At 64.7% G+C, this 21,852-nt stretch carries 18 protein-coding genes and 1 riboswitch; of the genes, 3 read left to right on the top strand and 15 right to left on the bottom strand.

Features of this window, described 5'->3' with window-relative positions; all coding sequences use genetic code 11:
• Positions 1 to 13: 13 nt before the first annotated feature.
• From O3303_RS08190 to O3303_RS08170, 5 genes are all read right to left on the bottom strand, one after another.
• Positions 14 to 706: a TIGR04282 family arsenosugar biosynthesis glycosyltransferase gene (locus tag O3303_RS08190; RefSeq protein ID WP_269561573.1), complete on the bottom strand. Its 693-nt coding sequence runs from the start codon at positions 704 to 706 to the stop codon at positions 14 to 16.
• 142 nt (positions 707 to 848) lie between these two features.
• A complete protein-coding gene (locus O3303_RS08185; protein WP_269561572.1) occupies positions 849 to 1,754 on the bottom strand; it encodes an SDR family oxidoreductase in 906 nt (301 codons plus the stop codon).
• Positions 1,747 to 2,736, bottom strand: a complete 990-nt coding sequence (locus O3303_RS08180; RefSeq protein WP_269561571.1) for an NAD-dependent epimerase/dehydratase family protein — start codon at positions 2,734 to 2,736, stop codon at positions 1,747 to 1,749. Before O3303_RS08180 ends, O3303_RS08185 begins: the two co-directional genes overlap by 8 nt.
• Positions 2,736 to 3,428: a TIGR04283 family arsenosugar biosynthesis glycosyltransferase gene (locus O3303_RS08175; protein WP_269561570.1), complete on the bottom strand. Its 693-nt coding sequence runs from the start codon at positions 3,426 to 3,428 to the stop codon at positions 2,736 to 2,738. The genes O3303_RS08180 and O3303_RS08175 overlap by 1 nt, the downstream gene beginning before the upstream one ends.
• 94 nt (positions 3,429 to 3,522) lie before the next feature.
• Positions 3,523 to 4,617, bottom strand: coding sequence for a BamA/TamA family outer membrane protein (locus O3303_RS08170; protein ID WP_269561569.1), 1,095 nt, complete (start codon positions 4,615 to 4,617; stop codon positions 3,523 to 3,525).
• Between the two features lie 113 nt (positions 4,618 to 4,730).
• Between O3303_RS08170 and O3303_RS08165 the strand changes: the two genes are divergently transcribed.
• Positions 4,731 to 5,534 carry a DUF547 domain-containing protein gene (locus tag O3303_RS08165; RefSeq protein ID WP_269561568.1) on the top strand — a complete coding sequence of 268 codons (804 nt, stop codon included), beginning with the start codon at positions 4,731 to 4,733 and terminating at the stop codon, positions 5,532 to 5,534.
• Between the two features lie 33 nt (positions 5,535 to 5,567).
• The gene (locus O3303_RS08160; protein ID WP_269561567.1) at positions 5,568 to 6,203 is read left to right on the top strand and encodes a DUF6134 family protein; all 636 of its coding nucleotides are present in this window, start codon (positions 5,568 to 5,570) and stop codon (positions 6,201 to 6,203) included.
• Between the two features lie 148 nt (positions 6,204 to 6,351).
• On the opposite strand, the gene O3303_RS21950 is transcribed toward O3303_RS08160, so the two are convergent.
• The 10 genes from O3303_RS21950 to O3303_RS08105 form a co-directional block, all read right to left on the bottom strand.
• On the bottom strand, positions 6,352 to 7,866 hold the full coding sequence (locus tag O3303_RS21950; protein ID WP_350356615.1) for a TSUP family transporter: 1,515 nt from the start codon (positions 7,864 to 7,866) through the stop codon (positions 6,352 to 6,354).
• 215 nt (positions 7,867 to 8,081) lie between these two features.
• Positions 8,082 to 9,797, bottom strand: a complete 1,716-nt coding sequence (locus O3303_RS08145) for an NADPH-dependent assimilatory sulfite reductase hemoprotein subunit (protein ID WP_269561566.1) — start codon at positions 9,795 to 9,797, stop codon at positions 8,082 to 8,084.
• Positions 9,798 to 9,947: 150 nt separating this feature from the next.
• Complete coding sequence (locus O3303_RS08140; protein ID WP_269561565.1) at positions 9,948 to 12,869, bottom strand: TonB-dependent receptor; 2,922 nt, start codon at positions 12,867 to 12,869, stop codon at positions 9,948 to 9,950.
• A gap of 494 nt (positions 12,870 to 13,363) precedes the next feature.
• Complete coding sequence (locus tag O3303_RS08135; RefSeq protein WP_269561564.1) at positions 13,364 to 15,208, bottom strand: assimilatory sulfite reductase (NADPH) flavoprotein subunit; 1,845 nt, start codon at positions 15,206 to 15,208, stop codon at positions 13,364 to 13,366.
• A 252-nt stretch (positions 15,209 to 15,460) separates the two neighbouring features.
• On the bottom strand, positions 15,461 to 16,222 hold the full coding sequence (gene cobA, locus O3303_RS08130) for a uroporphyrinogen-III C-methyltransferase (protein ID WP_269561563.1): 762 nt from the start codon (positions 16,220 to 16,222) through the stop codon (positions 15,461 to 15,463).
• Positions 16,223 to 16,339: 117 nt separating this feature from the next.
• Entirely contained in the window at positions 16,340 to 16,654 is a 315-nt protein-coding gene (locus O3303_RS08125; protein WP_269561562.1) for a hypothetical protein, read from the bottom strand.
• Positions 16,655 to 16,680: 26 nt separating this feature from the next.
• Positions 16,681 to 17,970 carry a sulfate adenylyltransferase subunit 1 gene (locus O3303_RS08120; RefSeq protein WP_269561561.1) on the bottom strand — a complete coding sequence of 430 codons (1,290 nt, stop codon included), beginning with the start codon at positions 17,968 to 17,970 and terminating at the stop codon, positions 16,681 to 16,683.
• Between the two features lie 183 nt (positions 17,971 to 18,153).
• On the bottom strand, positions 18,154 to 19,062 hold the full coding sequence (cysD, locus tag O3303_RS08115; RefSeq protein ID WP_269561560.1) for a sulfate adenylyltransferase subunit CysD: 909 nt from the start codon (positions 19,060 to 19,062) through the stop codon (positions 18,154 to 18,156).
• Positions 19,063 to 19,209: 147 nt separating this feature from the next.
• Complete coding sequence (locus O3303_RS08110; RefSeq protein ID WP_269561559.1) at positions 19,210 to 19,995, bottom strand: phosphoadenylyl-sulfate reductase; 786 nt, start codon at positions 19,993 to 19,995, stop codon at positions 19,210 to 19,212.
• 313 nt (positions 19,996 to 20,308) lie between these two features.
• Positions 20,309 to 20,400, bottom strand: a riboswitch (SAM riboswitch).
• A gap of 52 nt (positions 20,401 to 20,452) precedes the next feature.
• Positions 20,453 to 20,830: a hypothetical protein gene (locus O3303_RS08105; protein ID WP_269561558.1), complete on the bottom strand. Its 378-nt coding sequence runs from the start codon at positions 20,828 to 20,830 to the stop codon at positions 20,453 to 20,455.
• A gap of 53 nt (positions 20,831 to 20,883) precedes the next feature.
• Between O3303_RS08105 and O3303_RS08100 the strand changes: the two genes are divergently transcribed.
• Positions 20,884 to 21,702 carry an SDR family oxidoreductase gene (locus tag O3303_RS08100; protein WP_269561557.1) on the top strand — a complete coding sequence of 273 codons (819 nt, stop codon included), beginning with the start codon at positions 20,884 to 20,886 and terminating at the stop codon, positions 21,700 to 21,702.
• Positions 21,703 to 21,852 lie beyond the last annotated feature (150 nt).

Here is a 21,852-nt window from a genome sequence, read left to right as displayed (position 1 = left end):
CTTTCGGCAGTTTTCAGAGAGTTGGCGGGCCGCGCTGCGGCAGCGTGGTCGCTTCGGCCAGTAGCATCGGCCGAAGCCGGAGCATGGGTCGGGCCGGCTTCTCGGCGGCCAGAATGGTGTGTAGATGGTTGCGAAAGGTATTGGCGGGCAGCCAGGCCAGCAGGCCGGCAAAATCGTGGGCCGTGTCCACGTCGGCGAGGGGGCGCAGGGTGGCCACGGTCGCGCCGGCCCGGTGCAGGCAGCGGCGCAGCGCGTGCCCTAGGGCGGCAGTCTTCCAAGGCAGCGCAACCCAGGCTTCAGCCTCGAAAAAGCGGCGGTGCAGCCCCAGCAGGTACACGCCCCCATCGAGGGCCGGGCCCAGCACGGCGTCGGTGGTGTGCAGGGCGCGCACGGCCTGCCGCACCAGGGCAGGCGTCAGCTGCGGGCAGTCGTTGCCGATAACTACCAGCTGCTCGTAGCCCAATTCAAACCCATACGCCAGCGCCGACGCCAGCCGCTGCCCGAAGGTGCGCCCGCCCTGTTCGCCCGACTCCACGCACACAAAATCGACGCCGGCCTGCCGGGCGGTGGCGCTGGCGCGCGCAATCAGCTGCGCCGCAATGGCCGCAGCCGCCCGTCGCCCTCGCCCAAACGACTTGTGCGCGGCTTCCTCACCCGCCGGGCGGGTGAAAAGCAGAATGGCGGCACGAGCGGGCGTAGCGGGCAAATGAAACAGGTAGTAGTGTGGGTGGTAAAGCGGGGCGGGGCACTGGCAAGTTAGGCGGTAGCCGACAGTCAGCGGCAGCCATGGCTGGGTGACCTGTTTGCTGACGCACGTACGCAGCCCGCGGCCGGTTCGGTTTAGTTGCTCACTCGTAGAAGTTGCGCATCCGGCGCATCGTGGTGAGTACCACCCAGTCGCCGAGGCGGGGCGCGTAGGTGTGCACGATGGCAATCAGCCAGCCCAGCGCCGAAATGACGGTGCGCTGCCGCCGCCGCCGGATGTGCCGCACGATGATGGCCGCCACCTCGGCCTGGGTTTTCTGCCAGCGCGGCGGCCGGTGCGCAATGGGCACCGGCTGGCCCTGGGCGTCGAGCACGCGCTTGTCGTCGTCGTTCTGGGTGAAGCCGATATGCACCACGCCGAAGTGCACGCCGGTGCCGTCCAGCTCCAGGCGCAGGGTGTGGGCCAGGTTGGTGAGGGCCGCTTTGCCGGCGCAGTAGGCCGAGCCGCTGGGCATGCCGTTCAGGGCCGAAATCGAGGAGATGAACGTGACGCTGCCCCGGCTGCTGAGCAGGTGCGGCAGAGCGGCCTTCAGCGGAAAAACAGCGCCGTATACATTGCTGTCGAGCACCTGGCGGAACACGTCGGGCTGCATATCGGCGAAGTAGGCGCGCTGCGAGATACTGGCATTGGCCACCAGGATATCCAGCCGGCCAAACTCCCGGATAGCCGTGGCCACCAGCGTTTCGCAGGCGGCGTAGTTGGTTACGTCGGCCACGCAGGCGGCCACCAGGTAGCCGGCGGCGGTTAGCTGCTGGCGCGTGAGCTCCAGGCGCTCGGCCTGGCGCCCATTGAGCACCACGGCGGCCCCGGCGGCGCACAACGCCCGCGCCGTTTCGCGCCCGATGCCCGATTCTGAGCCCGTGACAATGGCCACTCGGCCCGCAAACTCCCCGGTGTGCGGCAGCGGCTGCGGCAGCTGAGGCAGCCCGGCAGCAGAGGGAGAAGGAGCGGAATATAAGTCGGCGGATGCCGGTTGATCGTTAAACATACTGATGGGCTTTAAACCACGCGAAGGCCTCGGCGGCGGCCTGCCCGATAGGCGTTTGCGGCAGCGCCAGCTCCTGCCGGGCCTTCTGCACGCTGAAATAATGGCCGTCGTTGGCGACGGCCGCCATGGCGGCATTGAGCTGGCCCGGCCGGCCCGTAAGGCGCGCCTGCATTTCCGCAAACGCCCCATATAGGCGCGCCAGCCCGCCCGGAATGGGCCAGCGCGGCGGCGCCACGCCCAGCACGCCGGCTAGCTGCCGGAAGGCGTCGCGGTAGCTCAGGTTTGCGTTGCCGAGAATGTAGGATTCGCCTACGCGGCCCATGGTCAGGGCGTTGATGGTAGCCACGGCCACGTCGTGTACGTGCACGTAGTTTTTGCCGCCGGGCGGATAGCCGGGCAGCCGGCCGCGGTACAGCTCCAGCAGCAGGGCGTTGGAGGTGGGCCGGGCATCCTGCGGGCCCAGCATGAAGGTGGGGTGCACCAGCACGGCCGGCAGCTGCCACTCGGCCACGGCGCGCAGCACCTGGTCGGTGGCGGCGCGCTTGCTGTCCATGTAGTCGAGGCCGTAACGGGCGCCGGCGTAGGGGCGCGTTTCGTCGCCGGGGTTGGTTAGCGTGCCGAAGCCGAAGACGTTGGCCGTGCCCACGTACACGAAGCGCTCCACGCTGGCCTGCCGGGCCAGCTCCAGCAGGGCGGCCGTGCCACCGTCGTTCACGGCCCACACGGCGGGGTTGCGGGCGGGGTTCACCTGGGCCAGCGCGGCGGCGTGCACAATGGCCGCGCAGCCGTCGGCGAGGCCGGCGAGGGTGGCGGGCTGGGTGAGGTCGGCGAAGCGGTAGTCTACGGCCCAGGCGGCCGGGAAGGGCGGGGGCGTGCCGGGCCGCATCAGCGCCCGCACGGGCAGGCCACGCCGGTACAGCTCGGCCACTAGGTGGCGGCCCAGGAAGCCATTGGCCCCGGTTACGAGAACGGGCGCCGGCATCAGCGGTGGTTGATCATGGCCTTGTAGGTGCGCGCAATCCGGACCGGCGACACCTTCAGAAAGTACAGCGAAAACGCCGTCAGGTTGGCCACCTGCACCCGCAGCCAGCTGTTGTGCTCGTACTTGCGGGCCGACACCACCACGTCCTGCGGCACAATCAGGAAGCGCGCCACCCGCCGGATGCGCTGGATGATGTCGAAGTCCTCCATCACCACAAACCGCTCCCGGAAGCCCCCCAGCTGCCCGAACAATTCCCGGGTGACAAACAGCGTCTGGTCGCCGCCGCGGCTCATGATGCCTTCGAAACGGGTGCCGTAGCTGTTGAAGCGCAGCAGCGGGTGCTCAGAATCGAAGCGGAAGCGGTAGCAGCCGGCGGGGTAGCCATCGGCCACGGCCTGCCGGATGGTGGCTGCAAAGTCGGGATGAATCTGCACGTCGGCGTGCACGAAGTAAAAGATGTCGCCGGTGGCGTGGGCGGCGCCGTGGTTCATCTGGGCGGCACGGCCGGGGCGGGGAGCCGCCAGCACGGTGGCGCCGGCCTGCCGGGCCAGCTCGGCGGTACCGTCGGGGCTGTGGGCGTCCACAACCAGTATTTCGGTGGCTCCGGCTGAGCCGTAGTGGCGTAGCTCCTGCACCAGTCGGCCAATGTTGGCGGCCTCATTATAGGTAGGAATGATGATGCTGATGGTCATGGAAGGCAGATGTACGCAGCGGAAGGGGCAGTGAGTTTTGAGGCCGGCGCTGTTTCGCCCTAATTCGGAAAGGCGAAAGCAGCGCTGAAAATCGTCAAAATGCTTCTCCGACGGTCAGGTAGAACCCGCTGGACTCCCGCCCGAGGCCGTAATCGAGGCGCAGGTTGAGGTGGTCGCGGCGGTTGAGGGTGAAGCGCAGGCCGGCGCCATATGCGCCTTTGGGCTGGCGCAGCCGCAAGCCGTCGGTGGCGTCGCCCAGGGCACCTACGGAGCCGAAAGCTACGGCCCCCAGCCGTTTGTATACGGCCAGGCGCAGCTCGGTTTGCAGCAGGGCCGCGTGCTGGTCGCGGAACCGGCCCTCATAGTAACCGCGCATCCGGCGCGTGCCGCCCAGCAACGACAGCGCGTTGAACGGGGCCGTGCCGGCCGTGAAGCTGGCAAAGTAGTTCAGAGCCAGCACTGCCCGTCGGTTCAGGCTGTGGTACGACGATACATCGGCCGAGTAGCGGCTGAAGTGGGTGGTGCCCAGTGGGCCGGTGTGGTCGGCGCGGTTGCGAATCATGCCGGTCAGGTCGGCTACTACGCCTTTGGTCGGGAAGAAGAGGTTGTCGCGCGAGTCGAAGAACACGCCCAGGCCACCGCCTTGCAGCCGGCTGCCCAGGCCGCCCGGCACGCGGCCGCTGGCCAGCTGCCCGCCGGCTTCGGTGGTCGTCACGTCGTAGTCTTCCAGCTGATAGCGCAACCCGGCGTAGAGCTTGCCGGCGGCCAACGCCGGGGCCACCCGCCGGAAGGCGTTGAGCCGCACCCGCGGAAAGTTGACGCCGTATAGCTCGCGCGGCACGGCCTGCTCGCCCACGCCGTAGAAATAGTAGTTGTAGCGGTAGTAGCCGGCCTCGCCGTAGGCGTAGTAGGTGTTGTGCTGGTAGAACACCTGAAACGGCAGGTACAGCAGCAGCTGCCGGTTTTGGGTGTAGGCGGCGCCCAGCGTAAACTGCGAGGGCCGGGCATCGGCAAAGGCGGAATCCTGTGGGAAGCGCACGGTGAACACCAGCGCGGCCCCGTAGGCCAGCCGGGTTTCCGGGGTGTAGTAGACGAGCGGGAGCGGCAGCACCGACAACCGGCGGGTGGTGCTGTCGGGCGGTGCCGGGGCCTGCGTGGCCAGGGCCAGCAGCACGGAGGTCAGCAGCATGAAGGTGGAAGGGGGTGAAACAGGCGTACGTAGGTTTTGGGCGGTTGAGTTTGCCGCGGCTGAAATCTTTTTGTGATAAGTCGCACGTATATTCCAGCCAACTCCTTCAGATCATGAAACGACCTCACTTGCCTGCTCACACTTTTCTCGCCCTCAGCATGGCCGCATGCGCGGCCCTGGCTGTACCGGTGGCCGCTGTGGCCGCCCACCCGGCTACGGCCGTCGCCGCTGCCGCCGCCGCCCCGGACCATTCGGCCTTCGATAAGCTGCTCAAGAAGCACGTCAACAGCAAAGGCCAGGTGAACTACAAAGGCTTCAAGGCCGACGAAAAGGAATTCAACCAGTATCTGGCGCTGCTGAGCAAGAATGCCCCGGCAGCTTCGTGGAACAAGCAGGAGCAGATGGCCTACTGGATCAACGCCTACAACGCCTACACCATCCGCCTGATTCTGGACCACTACCCGGTGCAAAGCATCAAGGATATCGGCTCGAAAATCAAGATTCCGTTCGTGACGACGCCCTGGGCGGCCAAGTTTTTCAGCATCGGCGGCAAGAAGATGAGCCTCGACGAAATCGAGCACGGCAACCTGCGCAAAAACTACAACGACCCGCGCATTCACTTCGCACTGGTGTGCGCCTCGGTATCGTGCCCCAGTTTGCGCAACGAGGCCTACACCGCCGCCAAACTCGACAGCCAGCTCGACGACCAAGGCCGCGACTTTGTGAATAACCCCACCAAAAATAAGATCAGCAAGAGCAGCGCCCAGCTCTCCAAGTACTTCGACTGGTACAAAAGTGACTGGAACGAGAACGGCCAGTCGGTGGTGAAGTGGGTGAACAAGTACTCCACCACCAAGCTCGACGCCAACGCCAAAATCGACTTCCTGGACTACAACTGGAACCTGAATGAGCAGTAGGCCGGCGTGCAATCAGCGGTTTAGCCGCGCCGCATGATCGGGCGGGGCTATTGGCTGGGGTTGGCCTGGGCGCTGTGGCTGCTGGCTGGTCCGGTGCTGGCGCAGGCCCCAGCCGCCCGGCCCGCGCCGCCCGAAACGCGCCGCTACGCCATTGAGGTAGCGGGCGTGCGCGTAGGTACTATGACGGCCACCCGCGCCCCCCAGACCGCCACCACCGATGCCGTATTCACGCTCACTAGCGACGTGAAGGTGAATTTTCTGGTGTATAACCTGAAGATCTACTATCAGGTGGTGAACCGGGTGCGCAACGGCCAGCTGCTGCTTTCCACCGTGGAAGCCCACACCAACCAGGGCGACTTTGCCTCCCGCACCGAGTGGAAGGGCGACCATTACGACATCGTGGCCGACCAGTACAAGCATCACTACCGCGCCACCGAAAAGCAGCCGATCCGCTACACCGTCACGGATATGTTTTTCGGAGAGCCCCAGGGCCAGACGCGCGCCTTTGCGGAGTATTTCGGTGACTTTTTCACGGTCCAGCGCACCGCCGCCGGCAAGTACAAGGCCGAGCGCGACGGCCGCGAAGATGAGTATCAGTACGCCAACGGCGAGCTGGTTGTGCTAATCAAGAAGAACCCGCTCAAAAACTTCATCATCCGGTTGCTGTGAACAGAGGTGAGAAGTGAGATGATGAGAACGTCATTCCGAGCAGCGCGAGGAATCTCGCGTGCTGATGTTGCAATAGTATTGTCTACCACACTAGCGAGATTCCTCGCGCTGCTCGGAATGACGTTCTTGTTTGTCCTGTATAGCGAAATCAAATAAACACCTTGCGCAGCGCCCATAGGCTCCACACAATCACCATCAGGCCCACGCCCACGAACATCCAGCGCACGGGCAGGCGGCCGGCCAGGCGGGCGGCCAGGGGCGCGGCGGCCACGCCCCCGATGATGAGGCCCAGGATAATCTGCCAGTGCGAGATGCCGATGGTGGCGAAGAACGTGACGGCGCTGGCAAACGTGACGAAAAACTCCGTGACGCTCACCGAGCCGATAACGTACTGCGGCGTGCGGCCCCCGGCAATGAGCGTGCTGGTCACCAGCGGCCCCCAGCCGCCCCCGCCAAACGAATCGAGGAAGCCGCCGGCCGCCGCCAGCACGCCCAGCTTCTTGTGCTTTTTGCGCGGGCCGGGCTTAGCAAACGCCTTGCTGATGATGCGGATACCCAGCAGCAGCAGGTACACCGCCAGAAACGGCTTCACGTAGCCGGCGTACGTCTCCCCGAATTTCGACAGCAGATACGCGCCCGTAATGGCGCCCAGAACGCCCGGAATCAGGAGCACTTTGAACAGGCGCTTGTTCACGTTGCCGAAGCGGTAGTGGTGGTAGCCGGAGGCGCCGGAGGCAAACATTTCGGCGGTGTGGATGCTGGCACTCACAGCCGCCGGGGCAATATTCATACTCATCAGGCTGATGGCCGTGACTACCCCGTAACCCATGCCCAGCAACCCGTCAATGAGCTGTGCGCCGAAGCCGATGGCCACGAACAGCCAGAACGTTTCGGCGTTGGAGGCCGCGGTCCAGACCTGCGTCCAGGTGAAGTAGTAGCTCAGGATATTGAACACCAGCATGGCCGCAAACGCCAGCAGGGCCCCGGTGGCAATTTTGCGCCACCGCGCCGCGGCTGGTGATTCGTAGGCTGGCCCGCCGGTCAGCTCGGCCGTCACGGCGTTCAGCGACTTCACTTTGTGGGCAAAGTCGCCGCCCACCTTCTCCCGAATCTGGGCCATGCGCTGGAGCACGTCGTGTAGCTCGTCGGGGAGGCTGTGGGTGAGCATTTCGCGCAGGCGCTTGGCAATGGTGGGCGACTTGCCGTTGGTGCTGATGGCAATTTTTAGGTCGCCTTTCTGCACGATGGAGCCCAGGTAGAAGTCGCAGGCGGCGGGCGTGTCGGCCACGTTGCAGAGCAGGCGCTGGCGGGTGGCTTCGGCCTTGATCTGCAGGTTGAGCGCCTTGTCGTCAGTGGCTACAATCACCAAGTCGTGGCCGACTAGGTGGGTGGGGTCGTAGGGCTGCTCGCGCAGCTGCACGGCGGGGTGCTGGCCGGCCAGTACCCGCAGCTCGGGCCCGAACCAGGTGGCTACCACCGTAATGGCCGCGTTGGGGCTGTTAGCCAGCATGGCCGAGAGCTTCTCGAAGCCCACGGCCCCGCCGCCCACCAGCAGCACGTGCAGCTGTTCCAGCTTCAGAAACACCGGAAACAGCCGGTTGCCATCGGGCACCGCGGGCGGCGGCTCGGGCTGGGGCAGGGCGTTGTTGGAGGAAAGGGGCATGGTGGTTGGTGATGGTTGGGGTCGGATGGAAAGGAAGGCAGAACAGCACTAACAGAACGTCATTCCGAGCATGTGGCGCATCAAGCCAGTGTACGGAGCGCAGTCGAGGAATCTCGCGTGCAATGGTAATCCTGTCGTTAGGATTACGCTGGCAACGTCAGCACGCGAGATTCCTCGCGCTGCTCGGAATGACGTTCTAGTGTTGTTCGTGCTGACTACTCGTGAAACGTCAGGCCGCTTACGGTGGGCTGCACGTAGCCCTGGCGGATGACGAAATCACCAAACCGCTCGGCGGGCTGGCGGTTCTGGGCGTAGTCGGCGAGCAGGGGCGTGAGCTCCCGCACGATGCCGTCTTCGTCCAGCATTTCCTTGTAGAGCTTGTTCATCCGCTCTCCGTTGAAAGCGGCACCGAGGTAGAGGTTGTAGCGGCCCATGGCCCGGCCCACCAGCCCGATTTCGCCGAGATAGGGGCGGGCGCAGCCGTTGGGGCAGCCCGTCATCCGCAGCAGAATATCGTCCTGAGCCAGACCCTGTTGGCGAATCACACGGTCCAATCTATCCAATAATTCCGGAAGATACCGCTCGGCCTCCGCGAAGGCCAGCGTGCAAGTGGGCAGTGCCACGCAGGCCAGCGCCCCGCGCCGCAGGGCCGTGTATTCCTTGCTGGCTTCCACCGCCACGCCGTGCTGCTGCAGCAGGGCCTGCACGCTCAGCCGGTGCTCGGGGGCAATTTTGGCGATGATCAGGTTCTGGTTGCCGGTCAGGCGGAAGTCGCCGGTGTGGAAGGCGGCAATTTCGCGCAAGGCGGTTTTGAGGGTGTAGCCGTCCCGGTCGAGGATGCGGCCGCCTTCCACGAACAGTGTGATGTGGGCCCTGCCATCGGCCTGGATGGACCAGCCGTAAGCGTCGCCGGAGCTGCGGAACTGGTAGGGGCGGGCGGGTTCCACCGTGAAGCCCAGCCGTTGGTCCAGCTCCTGTTTGAATACGTCGAGGCCCACGCGGTCCACGGTGTACTTGAGGCGGGAGAACTTGCGGTTTTTCCGGTTGCCCCAGTCGCGCTGAATCGTCACGATTTTCTCGCAGGCGTCCACCACTTTATCGGCGGGCACGAAGCCGATGATGTCGGCCAGGCGGGGGTAGGTGTCGGGCATGCCGAACGTCATGCCCATGCCGCCACCCACGGCCACGTTGAAGCCCACCAGCCGGCCACGCTCCTCAATGGCAATGAGGCCCAGGTCGTTGGCGAAGATGTCGGTGTCGTTGTAGGGCGGAATGGCCAGGGCAATCTTGAACTTGCGGGGCAGGTAGGTTTTGCCGTAGATGGGCTCGGCGTCCTCCTCGCCTTCGTTGGGGGCGCTGGTGAACTGCGGCTCCCCGTTCAGCCACAAGTCCCAGTAGGCCGAGGTGCGGGGCGTGAGGTGGGCGCTGATCTGCTTCGACACCTCGAACACCGCGGCGTGCAGGGGGCTCTCGTGCGGGTTGGGGTTGCACATCACGTTGCGGTTCACGTCGCCGCAGCCCGCAATGCTGTCCAGCAGGGCCTCGTTGAAGCCCTGGATGGTCTTTTTTAGGTCGCGCTTGAGCACGCCGTGGAGCTGGAAGGCCTGGCGGGTGGTGAGCTTGAGGGTGCCGTTGCCGTACTCGTCGGCCAGCTCATCCATGCGCTGCCACTGCGCGGGCGAGGCCACGCCGCCCGGCACCCGCACCCGAATCATGAGCGAGTAGAGCGGCTCCAGCTTCTGGCGCTTGCGCTCCGAGTCCAGGTCCCGGTCGGTCTGCTGGTAGGAGCCGTGGAACTTGATCAGGTGGGTATCGTCGGGATAGAGCGCGCCGGTGAGCGGGTTCACGAGGCTTTCGGCCAGGGTGCCGCGCAGGTAGTTGCTGGCTTCCTTGACGTGCTCGACTTCGGAAAGTTTGGGGATATCGGCCATGGTGATGGTGCTGGTTTTCGGTGGCCCCAGGGCTGAAGCCCTGGGCTAGGTAGCGGTTTGGCTGGGCGCTGTGTAAGGCAGCTGGTTTCCGCATTCAGTGCTGCCAGGGCGCTGCGTAGCCCAGGGCTTCAGCCCTGGGACGGCGGAGTGCTACCGCAACACGGTGTTATCAAACGTCAGGGCCACGTAGTACAGGCCGCCGATGGTGGGGCCAGCGGCGTATTGGATGTAGCGGTTGTTGAGCAAGTTGGTGCCGCCCACTTTCACTGTCGATTTGAGGGCGGGTACGCGCACGTTCACCTGCGCGTCGAGGTTCTGGTAAGCGGGCACGCGGCCGTTGGCCAAGGGGCTTTCCCAGACAAAGGAGCTTTGGTGGCGCCACACTAGGTTGAAGCCCACGTTGCGCACAATTTCGCGGTTGCCGAAGCTCACGTTGGTGACCCAGTGCGGGGTGTTGAAACCCGTCACGAAGATGTCGGGGGCGTTGTTGGCCGACAGGGCGTTGTAGCTGACGTTGCCGCCCACGGTGTATTTCTGGTAGAAGTTGTAGGTGGCGCCCAGCGTGGAGCCGTAGCTATGGTAGTTGTTGCGGGCGTTGGTGTACACCCGGTACCGGTCCTGGCGGGCGGCGCGGTTGCTGTTGAGGGCGGCCAGCACGGCATCGTCGGAACCCACTTGCACCTGCTGGCCGGCGGCATTTTTGGGTACGCTCACTTCCACCTGGCCCAGGAAGCCGGAGTAGATATTCACATACGCGTCGGCATCAATGGAAAGACGGTTGTCGAGCAGCACACTGCGGTAACCCACCTCATAGGCGTTAATCTGCTCGGGCTGCTCGGTGGGCAGGTTGCCGACCTGCAGCACACCCCGGATTTCGGGACGCAGGGCGGCCTGGCTAGCGGTGGTGCCGGCGTTGGCGGCCACGTAGGCATTCACGGCGGCGTTGAACCGCGAAATGGAGGCCAGCGTGTAGGAGTTGTCGAGGTAGTTCAGGCCCTCGTTCACGCGGGCCAGACCGCCCACCCGGCGCACATTGCCGTTGTTCACAAACGACAGCGCCTCAAACAACGACGGGAAGCGCCAGCCGTTCTGGTAGGAGGCCCGGAAGTTGTGCAGCCCGCCGGCCGTGTACACCGCCGCCACCCGCGGGTTCAGCTTGGGCGCAAACTCGGGGTTGTAATCTAGCCGCAACGAGGCCGTGAGTTTCAGGCGGTCCTGCAGCAGGCGTTTGGTGGCCTGCCCGAAGCCCCCGATTTTCTTGTAGTACTGGTTCTGGCCGCCGGGCTGGGTGCGCTCGGTGAGCGGGCGGCTGAAATCCACGAAGTTGTTACCGTCGGGAATCACCTCGTACAGACGGGCATCGGCCCCCAGCAGCACATCGGCAAATTTCACCCGGGGCCCCAGGTTCCAGATGGCGTCGGAGTGGTAGGTGCGACTGCGCTGGGTGAGGGCGGCCCCGCCCGGGATGGGCGCGCCGGGCACGTTCACGCCGCTGTCCCAGTTGTTGGTTTTCACGATCTGGGCTTTCAGGGCGTCGAAGGCGGGCGTACCGGGCACGGCGCGGCCGGCATCGGCCACCACTCGGGCCTGCTGCATGGCCTGGGCCAGCGGGGTGCCACCGTTCACCTGGCTCAGCAGCTCCCGCCGGAATTTGTCGCCCCAGCTGGTGCCGGCCGCCGTGAGGCCGGTTGTGCCGTTCTGCAGGTCCAGGTTGAGGGCCAGGGGGTTGAGGTTGTAGGAGTTGCCGGTATTCTCGACCAGCATGTAGGCCCGGGCGGTGAAGTTCTCGCCCTTCAGCTCCAGCTTGTGGTTCTGCACCGTCACGCCGTCGAGCTGAATCTTGTTGCCGCGCTGAAACACGCCGTCCATCAGCCCGAACCGGTAGCCGTAGCTCAGCTCCAGCTTCTCGGTGAGCTTATAATGCAGGCTGGCATCGGCCTTGATGTTGCGCACGATGGGGTTCACCAAATCCCGCTCGTAGTAGCCGGTGCGGCGCACGTTGAAGGTTTCGTTGCGGCCCTGGTAAGGAATGGTGATGCTCACGTTGCCGGCGTTGTCGTCGCCGTAGCGGTTCCAGAGGTCGGCGGCGGGGTTGTTGGGGCCGCTCAGCTCCGGGAAGCGCGGGTTGGCCGAGCTCAGGTTCTGCGGGTTCTGGTCGTTCTGGGTGTTCGAGAGCCAGTCGGTGCCGCGCAGGAAGCTACCGTTCACCTTGTAGGCCCAGCGGCCGGTGGTGCCCAGACTCTGGGCCCAGCGCACGGCCGTTTCCGTCAGCACGCTCGGGTTGCGGTCGGTGCCGTCCACGTGGTTTACGCCCACTTTCTGGTACACACTCAGGCCCTGGTAGTTGAAGGGGCTTTTGGTGGTGAGGTTGGCCATGCCGTTGATGGCGTTCATGCCGTAGAGCGCCGAGGCCGCGCCAGGCGTAATTTCCACCGAGGCCACGTCCAGCTCCGTCGGCCCGATGGCGTTGCCCAGCGGCACGCCCAGGGTAGCCGCCTGCATGTCCACGCCGTCCACCAACTGCATAAAGCGGAAGTTGTTGGGGATGTTGAAGCCGCGGGTGTTGGGTACTTTGAACGTGAGCGAGGAGGTAGTCATCTGCACGCCCTTCACGTTTTCCAGCGCGTCGTAGAAGCTGGGGGCGGGCGTTTCCTTGATGGCCCGGATGTCGAGCTTCTCAATAGCCACCGGCGAGGTCAGTCGGCTTTCCTCCACCCGCGACGCCGACACCACCACCTCGTTCATCGACACGGCCTTCGACTCCAGCTGCACGCTGATGGGCTGGCTGCCGCTGGCAATTTCCAGCTCCCTCGACTCGTAGCCCAGCGTGTTGAACACCAGCGTAAACGGAAACCGCAGCTTGGCTTTCAGCGCAAACTGGCCGTTGCCGTCGCTGAGCGTGCCGGTGGTGCCGCCTTTCACAATGATGCTCACACCTGGCAGCGGCTCGCCGGTGGCTTTTTCGCGCACGGTGCCGCTCACCGAAATCAGGGCCTCCTGGGCGTGCAGGCCGGTGGCGCTGGCTGCAACCAGCGCCGGTACTAGGAAGGAAGTGGAAAGAAGATGTTTCATTGAGTGTTCTTCAAGAAGAAAAAGAACCCGGGAAGAAGCTGACGTCATGCCGGCGCAGCCTCCGCGCCCGGAGCGCAGCGGCCGTTACCGGCTACAACATCGTCTTGGAAAAACGGCCATTATTGATGAGTTAATGAAGAGATGGGGTGAAAAGGGGCGTGATGCTGAGCTTGCCGAAGCATCTCTACCGCTTCGTTCTGGCGGGTTGCCTCACCCCCCCCGCCCCCTCTCCAGGGGGAGAGGGGGCCGGGGGGGCTGGGCGTTGTAGAGACGCAATATTTTGCGTCTCCTCGTTGCTGATATTGTTCTGACTGGCTCTGTGCCAGCCATTCTAAGGGCTCGTTGGCGGTAGACGCGAAGTGTCGCGTCTCTACAGTAGGCACTGATTCGTGCAGAGCCAGCCGTTCTGGCGGGAGACGCGAGGTGTCGCGTCTCTACATCGTGCCGTCAGGCTCTCCCTCTCCCCCTGGAGAGGGGGCCGGGGGGTGAGGCACCTAATACACGTCCTCCAGGAACCGGCGCGACTTTTTGAGCTGGCGCAGGTACTCGGCGGCGTAGTCGGCGTCGTGGCCGCTTTCCTGCCGGATGATCTGGAGCAGGGCCTGCTGCACGTCGGAGGCCATGCGGTTCTTGTCGCCGCAGACGTAGAAGTGGCCGCCGCTTTCGAGCTGGTCGTACACGCGGCGGCTCTGTTCCAGCAGGCGGTGCTGCACGTAGATTTTCTGGGTTTGGTCGCGGGAGAAGGCCAGGTCGAGGCGGTCGAGGGTGCCGCGCTTGAGGTGCTGCTGCCACTCGGTCTGGTAGAGGAAGTCGGTGGTGAAGTGGGGGTTGCCGAACAGCAGCCAGTTGCGGCCGGTGGCCCCGGTTTCGGCCCGCTCCTCCACGAAGGCCCGGAAAGGCGCCACCCCGGTGCCGGGGCCCACCATGATGATGTCGGTGGCGGCATCCGGGGGCAGCTTGAAGTACTCGTTGCGGTCGACCCAAACGCGGGCGTGCTCGCCCACGGCCAGGTGGTCGGCCTGGTAGCCGGAGCAGGCGCCGTGCTTGGCGCGGCCGTTCGTTTCGTAGCGCACGGCACTCACCGTCAGGTGTACTTCCTCGGGGTGGGCCGCCAGCGAGGAGGCAATGGAGTAGGCCCGGGCCGGCAACGGCCGCAGTACCGCCGCCAGCTGCTGCCCCGACAACTCCACCGGAAACTCGGTCAGCAAATCGGCCACGTCGCGGCCGTAGAGGTAGGCCCCCAGGTTCGGCTTGTCGGCCAGAATTTCGCGGATTCTGGCGTGCTGCGGAGCTATGGCGGCGTAGCGCTCCAGCACGTCGCGGGTGAGTACCGACAGCTCCAGCCGCTCCGTGAGGGCCGTGGTCAGGTCCAGCTCCTCTGCTTCGAGGCGCACCGGGGCGGCTTCGGGCAGGTGGGCGGCCTGCAGCACTTCCTGCACCAGGGCGGGGCGGTTGCGGGGCTGCACCAGCAGGGCGTCGCCGGGCTCGTAGGTCAGGCCCGAATCAGCCAGGGAAAACTCCAGGTGGTAGGTTTCCTTGGTAGAGCCCCGGCCGTTGAGCTGAATCTTTTCCAGCAGCTCCGCCGCGAAGGGGTTACGGGCGTTGTACTCTACGGCGGCGGGCGGCGGGGCCACTGCCGGCGCGTAGCTGGTGCCCACGCTGGCCGTTACGGCCACCCCGGCGGCTACCGGCGCGGGGGCGGGCTGCAGCTCGGCAATTCGGGTGAGGACCTGCTCGGCCCACTGGCGGGTTTCGTCCTCGAAGGTCACGTCGCAGTCGAGGCGCTCCACGAGGCGGCGGCCGCCCAGTTCGGCCAGGCGCTGGTCGAACTCGAAGCCGGTCTGGCAGTATTGCAGGTAGCTTTTGTCGCCCAGGGCCAGCACGGCGTACTGCAGGTCGGGCAGCTTGGGGGCGCGGCTGCTGAGCAGGAACTGATGCAGCTCCTCGGCCGCCATGGGCGGGTCGCCCTCGCCCTGGGTGCTCACCACCACTAGCAGCAGCTGCTCGGTTTTGAGGTCCTTGGTGGGGTAGTCGTTCATGTCGCGCACCTGCGGCTGCAGGCCCCAGCGGCGGGCCGCCTCGGCCACCAGGCCGGCGGCTTTCTTGCTGTTGCCGGTCTGGGAGCCAAACAGAATGGTGAGCCGACTAGCCGCGGCGGCTTCCGCCACGGCAGGAGCCGGGGCCACGGCCGCAACGGGAGCCGCTGCCACGCCGGCCCGGCCGTAGAGGTAGCCGCTCAGCCAGATCAGCTGCGGATCGGTGAGGCCCGTGGTGAGCTGCTGCAAAGCCTGGTCGTTGAGGCCGACGGGAAGCGTGGGGGAGGCAGAAAGAAGTGACATAGGACGTAGTGGTTGGGGCAGTGGGTTGGGCGCGTCAGAGAAGGAAGAAGTCATGCTGAGCTTGCCGAAGCATCTCTACCGCTTCGTTGTGGCGGTTCAGTAGCCCAGGGTTCAAACCCTAGGCTATGGCGCGGTTATGGGTGCTGCTATCTGATTAGCCAGCGGTAGAGATGCTTCGACTTCGCCTCCGGACGCTGGCTTGATGCGCCACATGCTCAGCATGACGTTCTGTTTGTGACGTTCTGCTCAGGTTCAGGCCGCGTACAGCGCCGGCAGCAGCGCCAGCTTCTGCGGGGTGGCCAGGCGCGTTACCTCGCCGATGATGATGATGGCCGGGGCCCCGATTTCGGCGGCGGCGGCGCGGGCGGGCAGCTCGGCTACCGGGCCTGTGACCAGGCGGGCGTGGGGCAGGGTGCCGTTCTGGATGATGGCGGCCGGCATCCCGGCGTGGCCCTGCTCACAGAACGCCCGCACGATGCGCGACAGCTCGCCCAGGCCCATCAGAATCACGGTGGTGCCGCGGGCGTCGCGGGCGGCTTCCCGGATGCTGCCGGCCAGCTCGCCGGTGGCGGTGGTGGCCGTAATCACCCGGAATCCTTCGCTCAGGCCCCGGTGCGTGACCGGGATGCCCGCCGCCCCGGCCGCGGCCACCGCGCTGCTGATGCCGGGCACGTAGTCCGTGAGCAGGCCGTGGGCTTCGGCGTAGAGCATTTCCTCCCGGCCGCGCCCGAACACGAACGGGTCGCCGCCCTTGAGGCGCACCACGTGGCCGTAGCGGCGGGCGTAGTCTACAATCAGGGCGTTGATGTCGTCCTGCGAGTGGCTGCGCATGCCGCGCCGCTTGCCCACCGGCACCAGCACGGCCTCGGGGCGGGCGTGCTGTAGCAGGGCGCGGTTGGCCAGGGCGTCGTAGAGAATCACATCGGCTTCGGCCAGCACTCGCGCCCCTTTGAGCGTGAGCAGCTCCGGGTCGCCGGGGCCGGCACCGAGTACCGTAAGGCGGGGCGTTGTCATAGTGCTTAGTTGTTAGTGCTTGGTGCTTAGGTAAAACAGAACGTCATGCTGAGCGAAGGCGCAGCCGCAGTCGAAGCATCTCTACCGCTTCGTTGCAGGACTAATCAGACATCAGGGTTACCATTGCGGTAGAGATGCTTCGACTGCGCCTTCGACTGCGCCTTCGACTGCGCCTTCGACTGCGCCTTCGACTGCGCCTTCGACTGCGCCTTCGACTGCGCCTTCGACTGCGCCTTCGACTGCGCCTTCGACTGCGCCTTCGACTGCGCCTTCGACTGCGCCTTCGACTGCGCCTTCGACTGCGCCTTCGACTGCGCCTTCGACTGCGCCTTCGACTGCGCCTTCGACTGCGCCTTCGACTGCGCCTTCGACTGCGCCTTCGACTGCGCCTTCGACTGCGCCTTCGACTGCGCCTTCGGCTTCGCTCAGCATGACGTTCTCTTTTATTGGTCACCTGCCTAAATGGAAAAGGCTACCGGGGGCTGCACCGGGGTGGTGAAGTAGTCGGAGTTGGCAGCTTCCACGAGGCCGGCGGCCAGGGTGTCGCCGGTCAGCTCATCCACCAGGATGAAGGAGCCGGTGGCGCGATTTTCCTGGTAGAGGTCGAGGGCCAGGGGCAGGGCCGTTTTGAGACGGATGCGCACGATGTCGTTGAGCTGGGCCTGCTCGGCAGCTGCTTTGGCGAAGGTGTGCACGTTCACCTTGTAGAGGATGGCCGAAACGGCCGCCTTCGTGAGGGTGGAATGGTGCTGCACCAGCAGCTTGCGGCCGGGCCAGAGGGGCTGCTCGCTCATCCAGCACAGGGTGGCTTCCAGCTCGCGGGTGAGGGTGGGCGCCTGCGGGCCGGCCGGCACCAGAGCGTCGCCCCGGCTCACGTCCACGTCGTCGCGCAGCCGGATAACCACGGGCTGGGGCGCGTGAGCCACCTCCACTTCCTGCTGGTTGACTTCGATGGCCTCGATTTCCGATTCCAGGCCCGACGGGTACACCCGCACGCGCTGGCCCCGGCGGTACTCACCACTCAGCACCTGGCCGGCGTAGCCGCGGTAATCGGGCAGCTCGGGCGTCTGGGGCCGAATCACGTACTGCACCTGGAAGCGCGGGGCAAACTTGGTTTCCACCGCGCCGGGCACGCTTTCCAGGTGCGCCAGCAGGCTCGGGCCGGTGTACCAGGGCAGGTGCTGGCTGGGCTTCACCACGTTGTCGCCCTGCAAAGCGCTGAGCGGAATGGCCGTGGCGGCGGGCAGGTTGAAGTGGTTGGTGAGCTCGGCGTAGTCGGTGGCAATGCGGTCGAAAACGGCCTCGTCGTAGTTCACCAGGTCCATCTTATTCACGGCCAGCACGAAGTGGCGGATGCCCAGCAGGGCCGCAATCAGGGTGTGGCGGCGGGTTTGCTCAATCACGCCCTGGCGCGCATCCACCAGCACAATGGCCAGGTCGGCATTGCTGGCGCCCGTTACCATGTTGCGGGTGTACTGCACGTGGCCGGGTGCATCGGTGATGATGAACTTGCGGCGTGGGGTGGTGAAGTACTTGTAGGCCACGTCGATGGTGATGCCCTGCTCGCGCTCGGCCCGCAGGCCGTCCGTCAGCAAAGCCAGGTCCACGGTGCCGTTGGAAGCCTGCCGCTTCTCCAGCGCCGCCAGCACGTCCAGCGACACGGATTCCGAATCGTACAGCAGCCGCCCGATCAGGGTGCTCTTGCCGTCATCCACGCTGCCGCAGGTAATAAATCGAAGTAAGTCCATTGAGGTGAGATGGTGAGTTGGTGAAATGGTGAGTTTTCAGACCGTCATTCCGAGCGCAGCGGAGCGGAGTCGAGGAATCTCGCGTGCTGATGTTGTGGTAGTAATTAGATTACCCTCTAGCGAGATTCCTCGGCTCCGGCTTCGCCTTCACTCGGAATGACGGTCTTAATAGAAGCTCACCACTTAGAAATACCCGTTGCGCTTGCGGTCTTCCATGCCGGCTTCGGAGATGTTATCATCGAGGCGGGTGGCGCCCCGCTCGCTTACTTTGGCCAGCAGCAGGTCCTGGATGATGTCCTCCACGGTGGCGGCGTCGCTTTCCACGGCGGCCGTGCAGGTGGAGTCGCCCACGGTGCGGAAGCGCACCTGCCGGGTCACGATTTCGTCTTCGGCATCCAGCTGCAAATGCTCCGAAAGGCCCAGCAGTTGGCCCGAGGGCAGCACCACGCAGGTGCGCTCGTGGCCGAAGTAGATGTCGGGCAGCGGAATGTTTTCGCGCTGGATATAGCGCCACACGTCCAGCTCCGTCCAGTTGGAAATGGGGAACACGCGCACGTTTTCGCCCTTCTGGATGCGGCCGTTGTAGATATTCCAGAGCTCGGGGCGCTGGCGCTTGGGGTCCCACTGGCCAAACTCGTCGCGCACCGAGAAGATGCGCTCCTTGGCCCGGGCCTTCTCCTCGTCGCGCCGCGCCCCGCCGATGCAGGCGTCGAACTCGAACTCCTCAATCACCTCCAGCAGCGTATAGGTCTGCAGCGGGTTGCGGCTGGGGAACTTGCCGCCCGGCTCGCGCAGGCGCTGGCGCTGAATGGTGTCCTCCACTTTGCGCACCACCAGCTTTTCGCCCAGCTGGGCGGCCAGCAGGTCGCGGTACTGCAGCACTTCGGGGAAGTTGTGGCCGGTATCCACGTGCACCAGCGGAAAGGGGAAGCGGCCGGGGCGGAAGGCCTTTTCGGCCAGGCGCGTCAGCACAATGGAATCCTTACCGCCCGAAAACAGCAGGGCCGGCCGCTCAAACTGCCCCGCCACCTCCCGCAGGATGTGGATGGCTTCGGCTTCCAGCCGGTCGAGGTAATCGAAAGTGGTACTCATATACTTCTGGATTTTAGGTTTTGAATGTCATCCTGAGCTTGCGAAGGACCTTATTACGTTTGCACGATGGTCGTTCAGCTGTTTTTAGCTCGGAAAGGACGCAGAGGGCGCAGAGCTGTTCTGGCGGGGTAAGGTCCTTCGCTCCGCTCAGGATGACATGTGGTTTGGTACCGGCTCCACCACCGGGTCGGGGCCGTCGTGATGAGTGGTGGCGTGCAGGCCGCACTCCTTGGCCGCGAGGTCCTCCCACCACCAGCGGCCGGCCCGGAAATCCTCGCCGGGCTTGATGGCGCGGGTGCAGGGGGCGCAGCCGATGCTCACGAAACCCTGCTGATGCAGCGGGTTCACCGGAATGCCCTCCCGCTGCACGAAGGCCAGCGCCTGCTCCCAGGTCCAGTCGAAGAGCGGGTGGATCTTGACGAGGTTGTGCGCCGCGTCCCACTCCAGCGGGTCCATGGTCTGCCGGTTCTGGGATTGTTCGGCCCGGATGCCGGTGACCCAGGCCCCGCGGCCGGCCAGGGCCCGGCTGAGGGGCTCCACCTTGCGGATGTGGCAGCACTCCTTGCGGTTGTCCACGCTCTCGTAGAACGAGTTCGGGCCTTTCTGCAGAAGCAGGTTTTCCAGGTCCTCGCGCTGCGGGGCGTACACCGCAATGGGCTTCTGGTACCGGATCAGCGTCTTGTTCCAGGTGGAATAGGTTTCCTGGAAGTTGCGACCGGTATCGAGGGTGAACACCGCAATGGGCAGGTCGTGGGTGAAAATCAGGTGGCTGATAATCTGGTCTTCCAGCCCGAAAGAGGTGGAAAAAACGGCCTGACCGGGGAAGGTGTCGGCCACCAGACGCAGCCGCTCCAGGGCGTAGGCGGCCACCAGGTGAGGGCGCAGGCGGTCCAGCAAGGCGTGGGCGGCCGGCGCAGCATCAGCTACGGACATGAGCAGGAAGGGTGAGGAGGAAGGGGCCCGCCTGGGGCAAGGGCATTCCGGCCGGAAGATGGTTTCGGCGAAAACGGCCTACGCAGCGGCGCAGCGCGGTTTTCGGCGCAACAGAAAAGGGCGTGCGGTTCCCCTGGCCAACGGCGAAAACGCGCAAGTCAGCTCAGCGGCAGGCGGCGCACAAACCAGGAAAACGGGAGCGTGCCTAGCCCTGACAACAGCCCATGCCTCGCATACCACAACATCCATGCTGTACGGCACAGAAGGTAGCGGAAACGGTGGCGGTGTTGAACAAGGATTTCACGGCTTGTTGTTTTTATATGGTCAGGACTTGGCACCGTTTCGGAAGGTCCGCTGGTTGCCGGCGTTTCGTCGAGCCTGTCTCTCCACGCCTCTGTATAAAAACAATCCTTTCGGGGGGTAAAGAATTGGTGGCACAAAGGTAGAAGTTGAAATTTTACACTTCCAAATTATATTTTGTGATGAGGGCTTTTACAGTGCGGTGCTGAGATTTTGTATTATGAGTTAATGCGTTTGTTTTCAGTATTTTGAACAGGAAATAATAAAGGTGTTCGGACTGTGAAGAGTGATGCAGGATGTGCGGCAAATGCCTGAAAAAATGACGCGCAGGCAGCCTTGCAAAGCGCAGAATCTGCTGCCATGCCCTACGTCTGGCCGGGCAGTTTGCCACAGCGGCTGAGCTGGCCACAGCCTCTCGAACGGCGTCGCCGAAACAGCCCCGGCAGGCCCCGTTCAGGGAGAGAAATGCTGGCGGCTTTTGGGCGAAAACTGACCTCAGAAAACTGCTTTTCAGCGGTGGTAGCGGAAACTTCATGTAACCTACGGCCGCGCATTCTAGTCTTACAGGGTACACCTTGCCTGCCAACTATGCCTGCACCTTCTTCTTCCAAGCGCCTCCAAAACCAGGTAGCCCTCGTCACGGGCGGTAGCTCCGGCATCGGGGCCGGGGTGGCTAAATCTCTGGCCGCCGAGGGCGCCCGGGTGTTCGTCAACTACTCGCGCAGTGCCAATGATGCGGCCGAAGTGGTGCGCGAAATAGAGCAGGCCGGCGGCCAGGCCACGGCCGTGCAGGCCGATGTGAGCCGGGAAGAGGACGTGCTGCGCATGTTCGACCAGATCCGCGAGCAGGCCGGCACGCTCCACATCCTCGTCAACAACTCCGGTATCCAGGACGATGCCCCGCTGCTGGACATGACCCTGGAGCAGTGGCAGAAAGTCATTGGCGTGAACCTGACCGGGCAGTTTCTGTGCGCCCGCGAGGCCGCCCGCGAGTTTGTGCGGCGCGGTCCGCAGCCGGAAATTTCCAAAGCCACCGGCAAAATCATTTGCATGAGCTCGGTGCACGAACTCATTCCCTGGGCCGGCCACGTCAACTACGCCACTAGCAAGGGCGGCGTCATGCAGCTGATGAAGACCATGGCCCAGGAGCTGGCCCCGCACCGCATCCGGGTGAACAGCATCGGCCCTGGCGCCATTGCCACGCCCATCAACCACTCGGCCCGCGACACGCCGCAGGAGGAGAAAAACCTGCTCACGCTCATTCCCTACGGCCGCGTCGGCGAGCCAGCCGACATCGGCCACGTGGCCGTGTGGCTGGCCTCCGACGAGTCGGACTACGTGACCGGTATCACGCTCTTCGCCGATGGCGGCATGACGCTCTACCCCGGCTTCGCCGACAACGGCTGAGCAGACGGTCGGCGGCTGGCGGCTGGCCGCACTAGCCCCGGTCTGCGCCGACGAAGTCGGCAAGACCGGTGGCCTCCGAATCGGGCCAGTCTCCAGACTGGCGTAGAACTCGGGCGGCGCCATGCGGCATGGCCGCTGCGCGTCCTCCGG

This window comes from Hymenobacter canadensis (genome assembly GCF_027359925.1).
GTDB classification, from domain to species: domain Bacteria; phylum Bacteroidota; class Bacteroidia; order Cytophagales; family Hymenobacteraceae; genus Hymenobacter; species Hymenobacter canadensis.
The sequence above is the reverse complement of the archived record's forward strand: the minus strand, read 5'-3'. Positions and strand labels throughout refer to the sequence as shown.

Excerpts from the sequence above, each read along its gene's own strand:
- O3303_RS08185 (WP_269561572.1), bottom strand. The coding sequence starts at position 1,754 with ATGTTTAACGATCAACCGGCATCCGCCGACTTATATTCCGCTCCTTCT.
- O3303_RS08180 (WP_269561571.1), bottom strand. The coding sequence starts at position 2,736 with ATGCCGGCGCCCGTTCTCGTAACCGGGGCCAATGGCTTCCTGGGCCGC.
- O3303_RS08175 (WP_269561570.1), bottom strand. The coding sequence starts at position 3,428 with ATGACCATCAGCATCATCATTCCTACCTATAATGAGGCCGCCAACATT.
- O3303_RS08170 (WP_269561569.1), bottom strand. The coding sequence starts at position 4,617 with ATGCTGCTGACCTCCGTGCTGCTGGCCCTGGCCACGCAGGCCCCGGCA.
- O3303_RS08165 (WP_269561568.1), top strand. The coding sequence starts at position 4,731 with ATGAAACGACCTCACTTGCCTGCTCACACTTTTCTCGCCCTCAGCATG.
- O3303_RS08160 (WP_269561567.1), top strand. The coding sequence starts at position 5,568 with ATGATCGGGCGGGGCTATTGGCTGGGGTTGGCCTGGGCGCTGTGGCTG.
- O3303_RS21950 (WP_350356615.1), bottom strand. The coding sequence starts at position 7,866 with ATGCCCCTTTCCTCCAACAACGCCCTGCCCCAGCCCGAGCCGCCGCCC.
- O3303_RS08145 (WP_269561566.1), bottom strand. The coding sequence starts at position 9,797 with ATGGCCGATATCCCCAAACTTTCCGAAGTCGAGCACGTCAAGGAAGCC.
- O3303_RS08140 (WP_269561565.1), bottom strand. The coding sequence starts at position 12,869 with ATGAAACATCTTCTTTCCACTTCCTTCCTAGTACCGGCGCTGGTTGCA.
- O3303_RS08135 (WP_269561564.1), bottom strand. The coding sequence starts at position 15,208 with ATGTCACTTCTTTCTGCCTCCCCCACGCTTCCCGTCGGCCTCAACGAC.
- cobA (WP_269561563.1), bottom strand. The coding sequence starts at position 16,222 with ATGACAACGCCCCGCCTTACGGTACTCGGTGCCGGCCCCGGCGACCCG.
- O3303_RS08125 (WP_269561562.1), bottom strand. The coding sequence starts at position 16,654 with ATGCTGAGCGAAGCCGAAGGCGCAGTCGAAGGCGCAGTCGAAGGCGCA.
- O3303_RS08120 (WP_269561561.1), bottom strand. The coding sequence starts at position 17,970 with ATGGACTTACTTCGATTTATTACCTGCGGCAGCGTGGATGACGGCAAG.
- cysD (WP_269561560.1), bottom strand. The coding sequence starts at position 19,062 with ATGAGTACCACTTTCGATTACCTCGACCGGCTGGAAGCCGAAGCCATC.
- O3303_RS08110 (WP_269561559.1), bottom strand. The coding sequence starts at position 19,995 with ATGTCCGTAGCTGATGCTGCGCCGGCCGCCCACGCCTTGCTGGACCGC.
- O3303_RS08105 (WP_269561558.1), bottom strand. The coding sequence starts at position 20,830 with ATGAAGTTTCCGCTACCACCGCTGAAAAGCAGTTTTCTGAGGTCAGTT.
- O3303_RS08100 (WP_269561557.1), top strand. The coding sequence starts at position 20,884 with ATGCCTGCACCTTCTTCTTCCAAGCGCCTCCAAAACCAGGTAGCCCTC.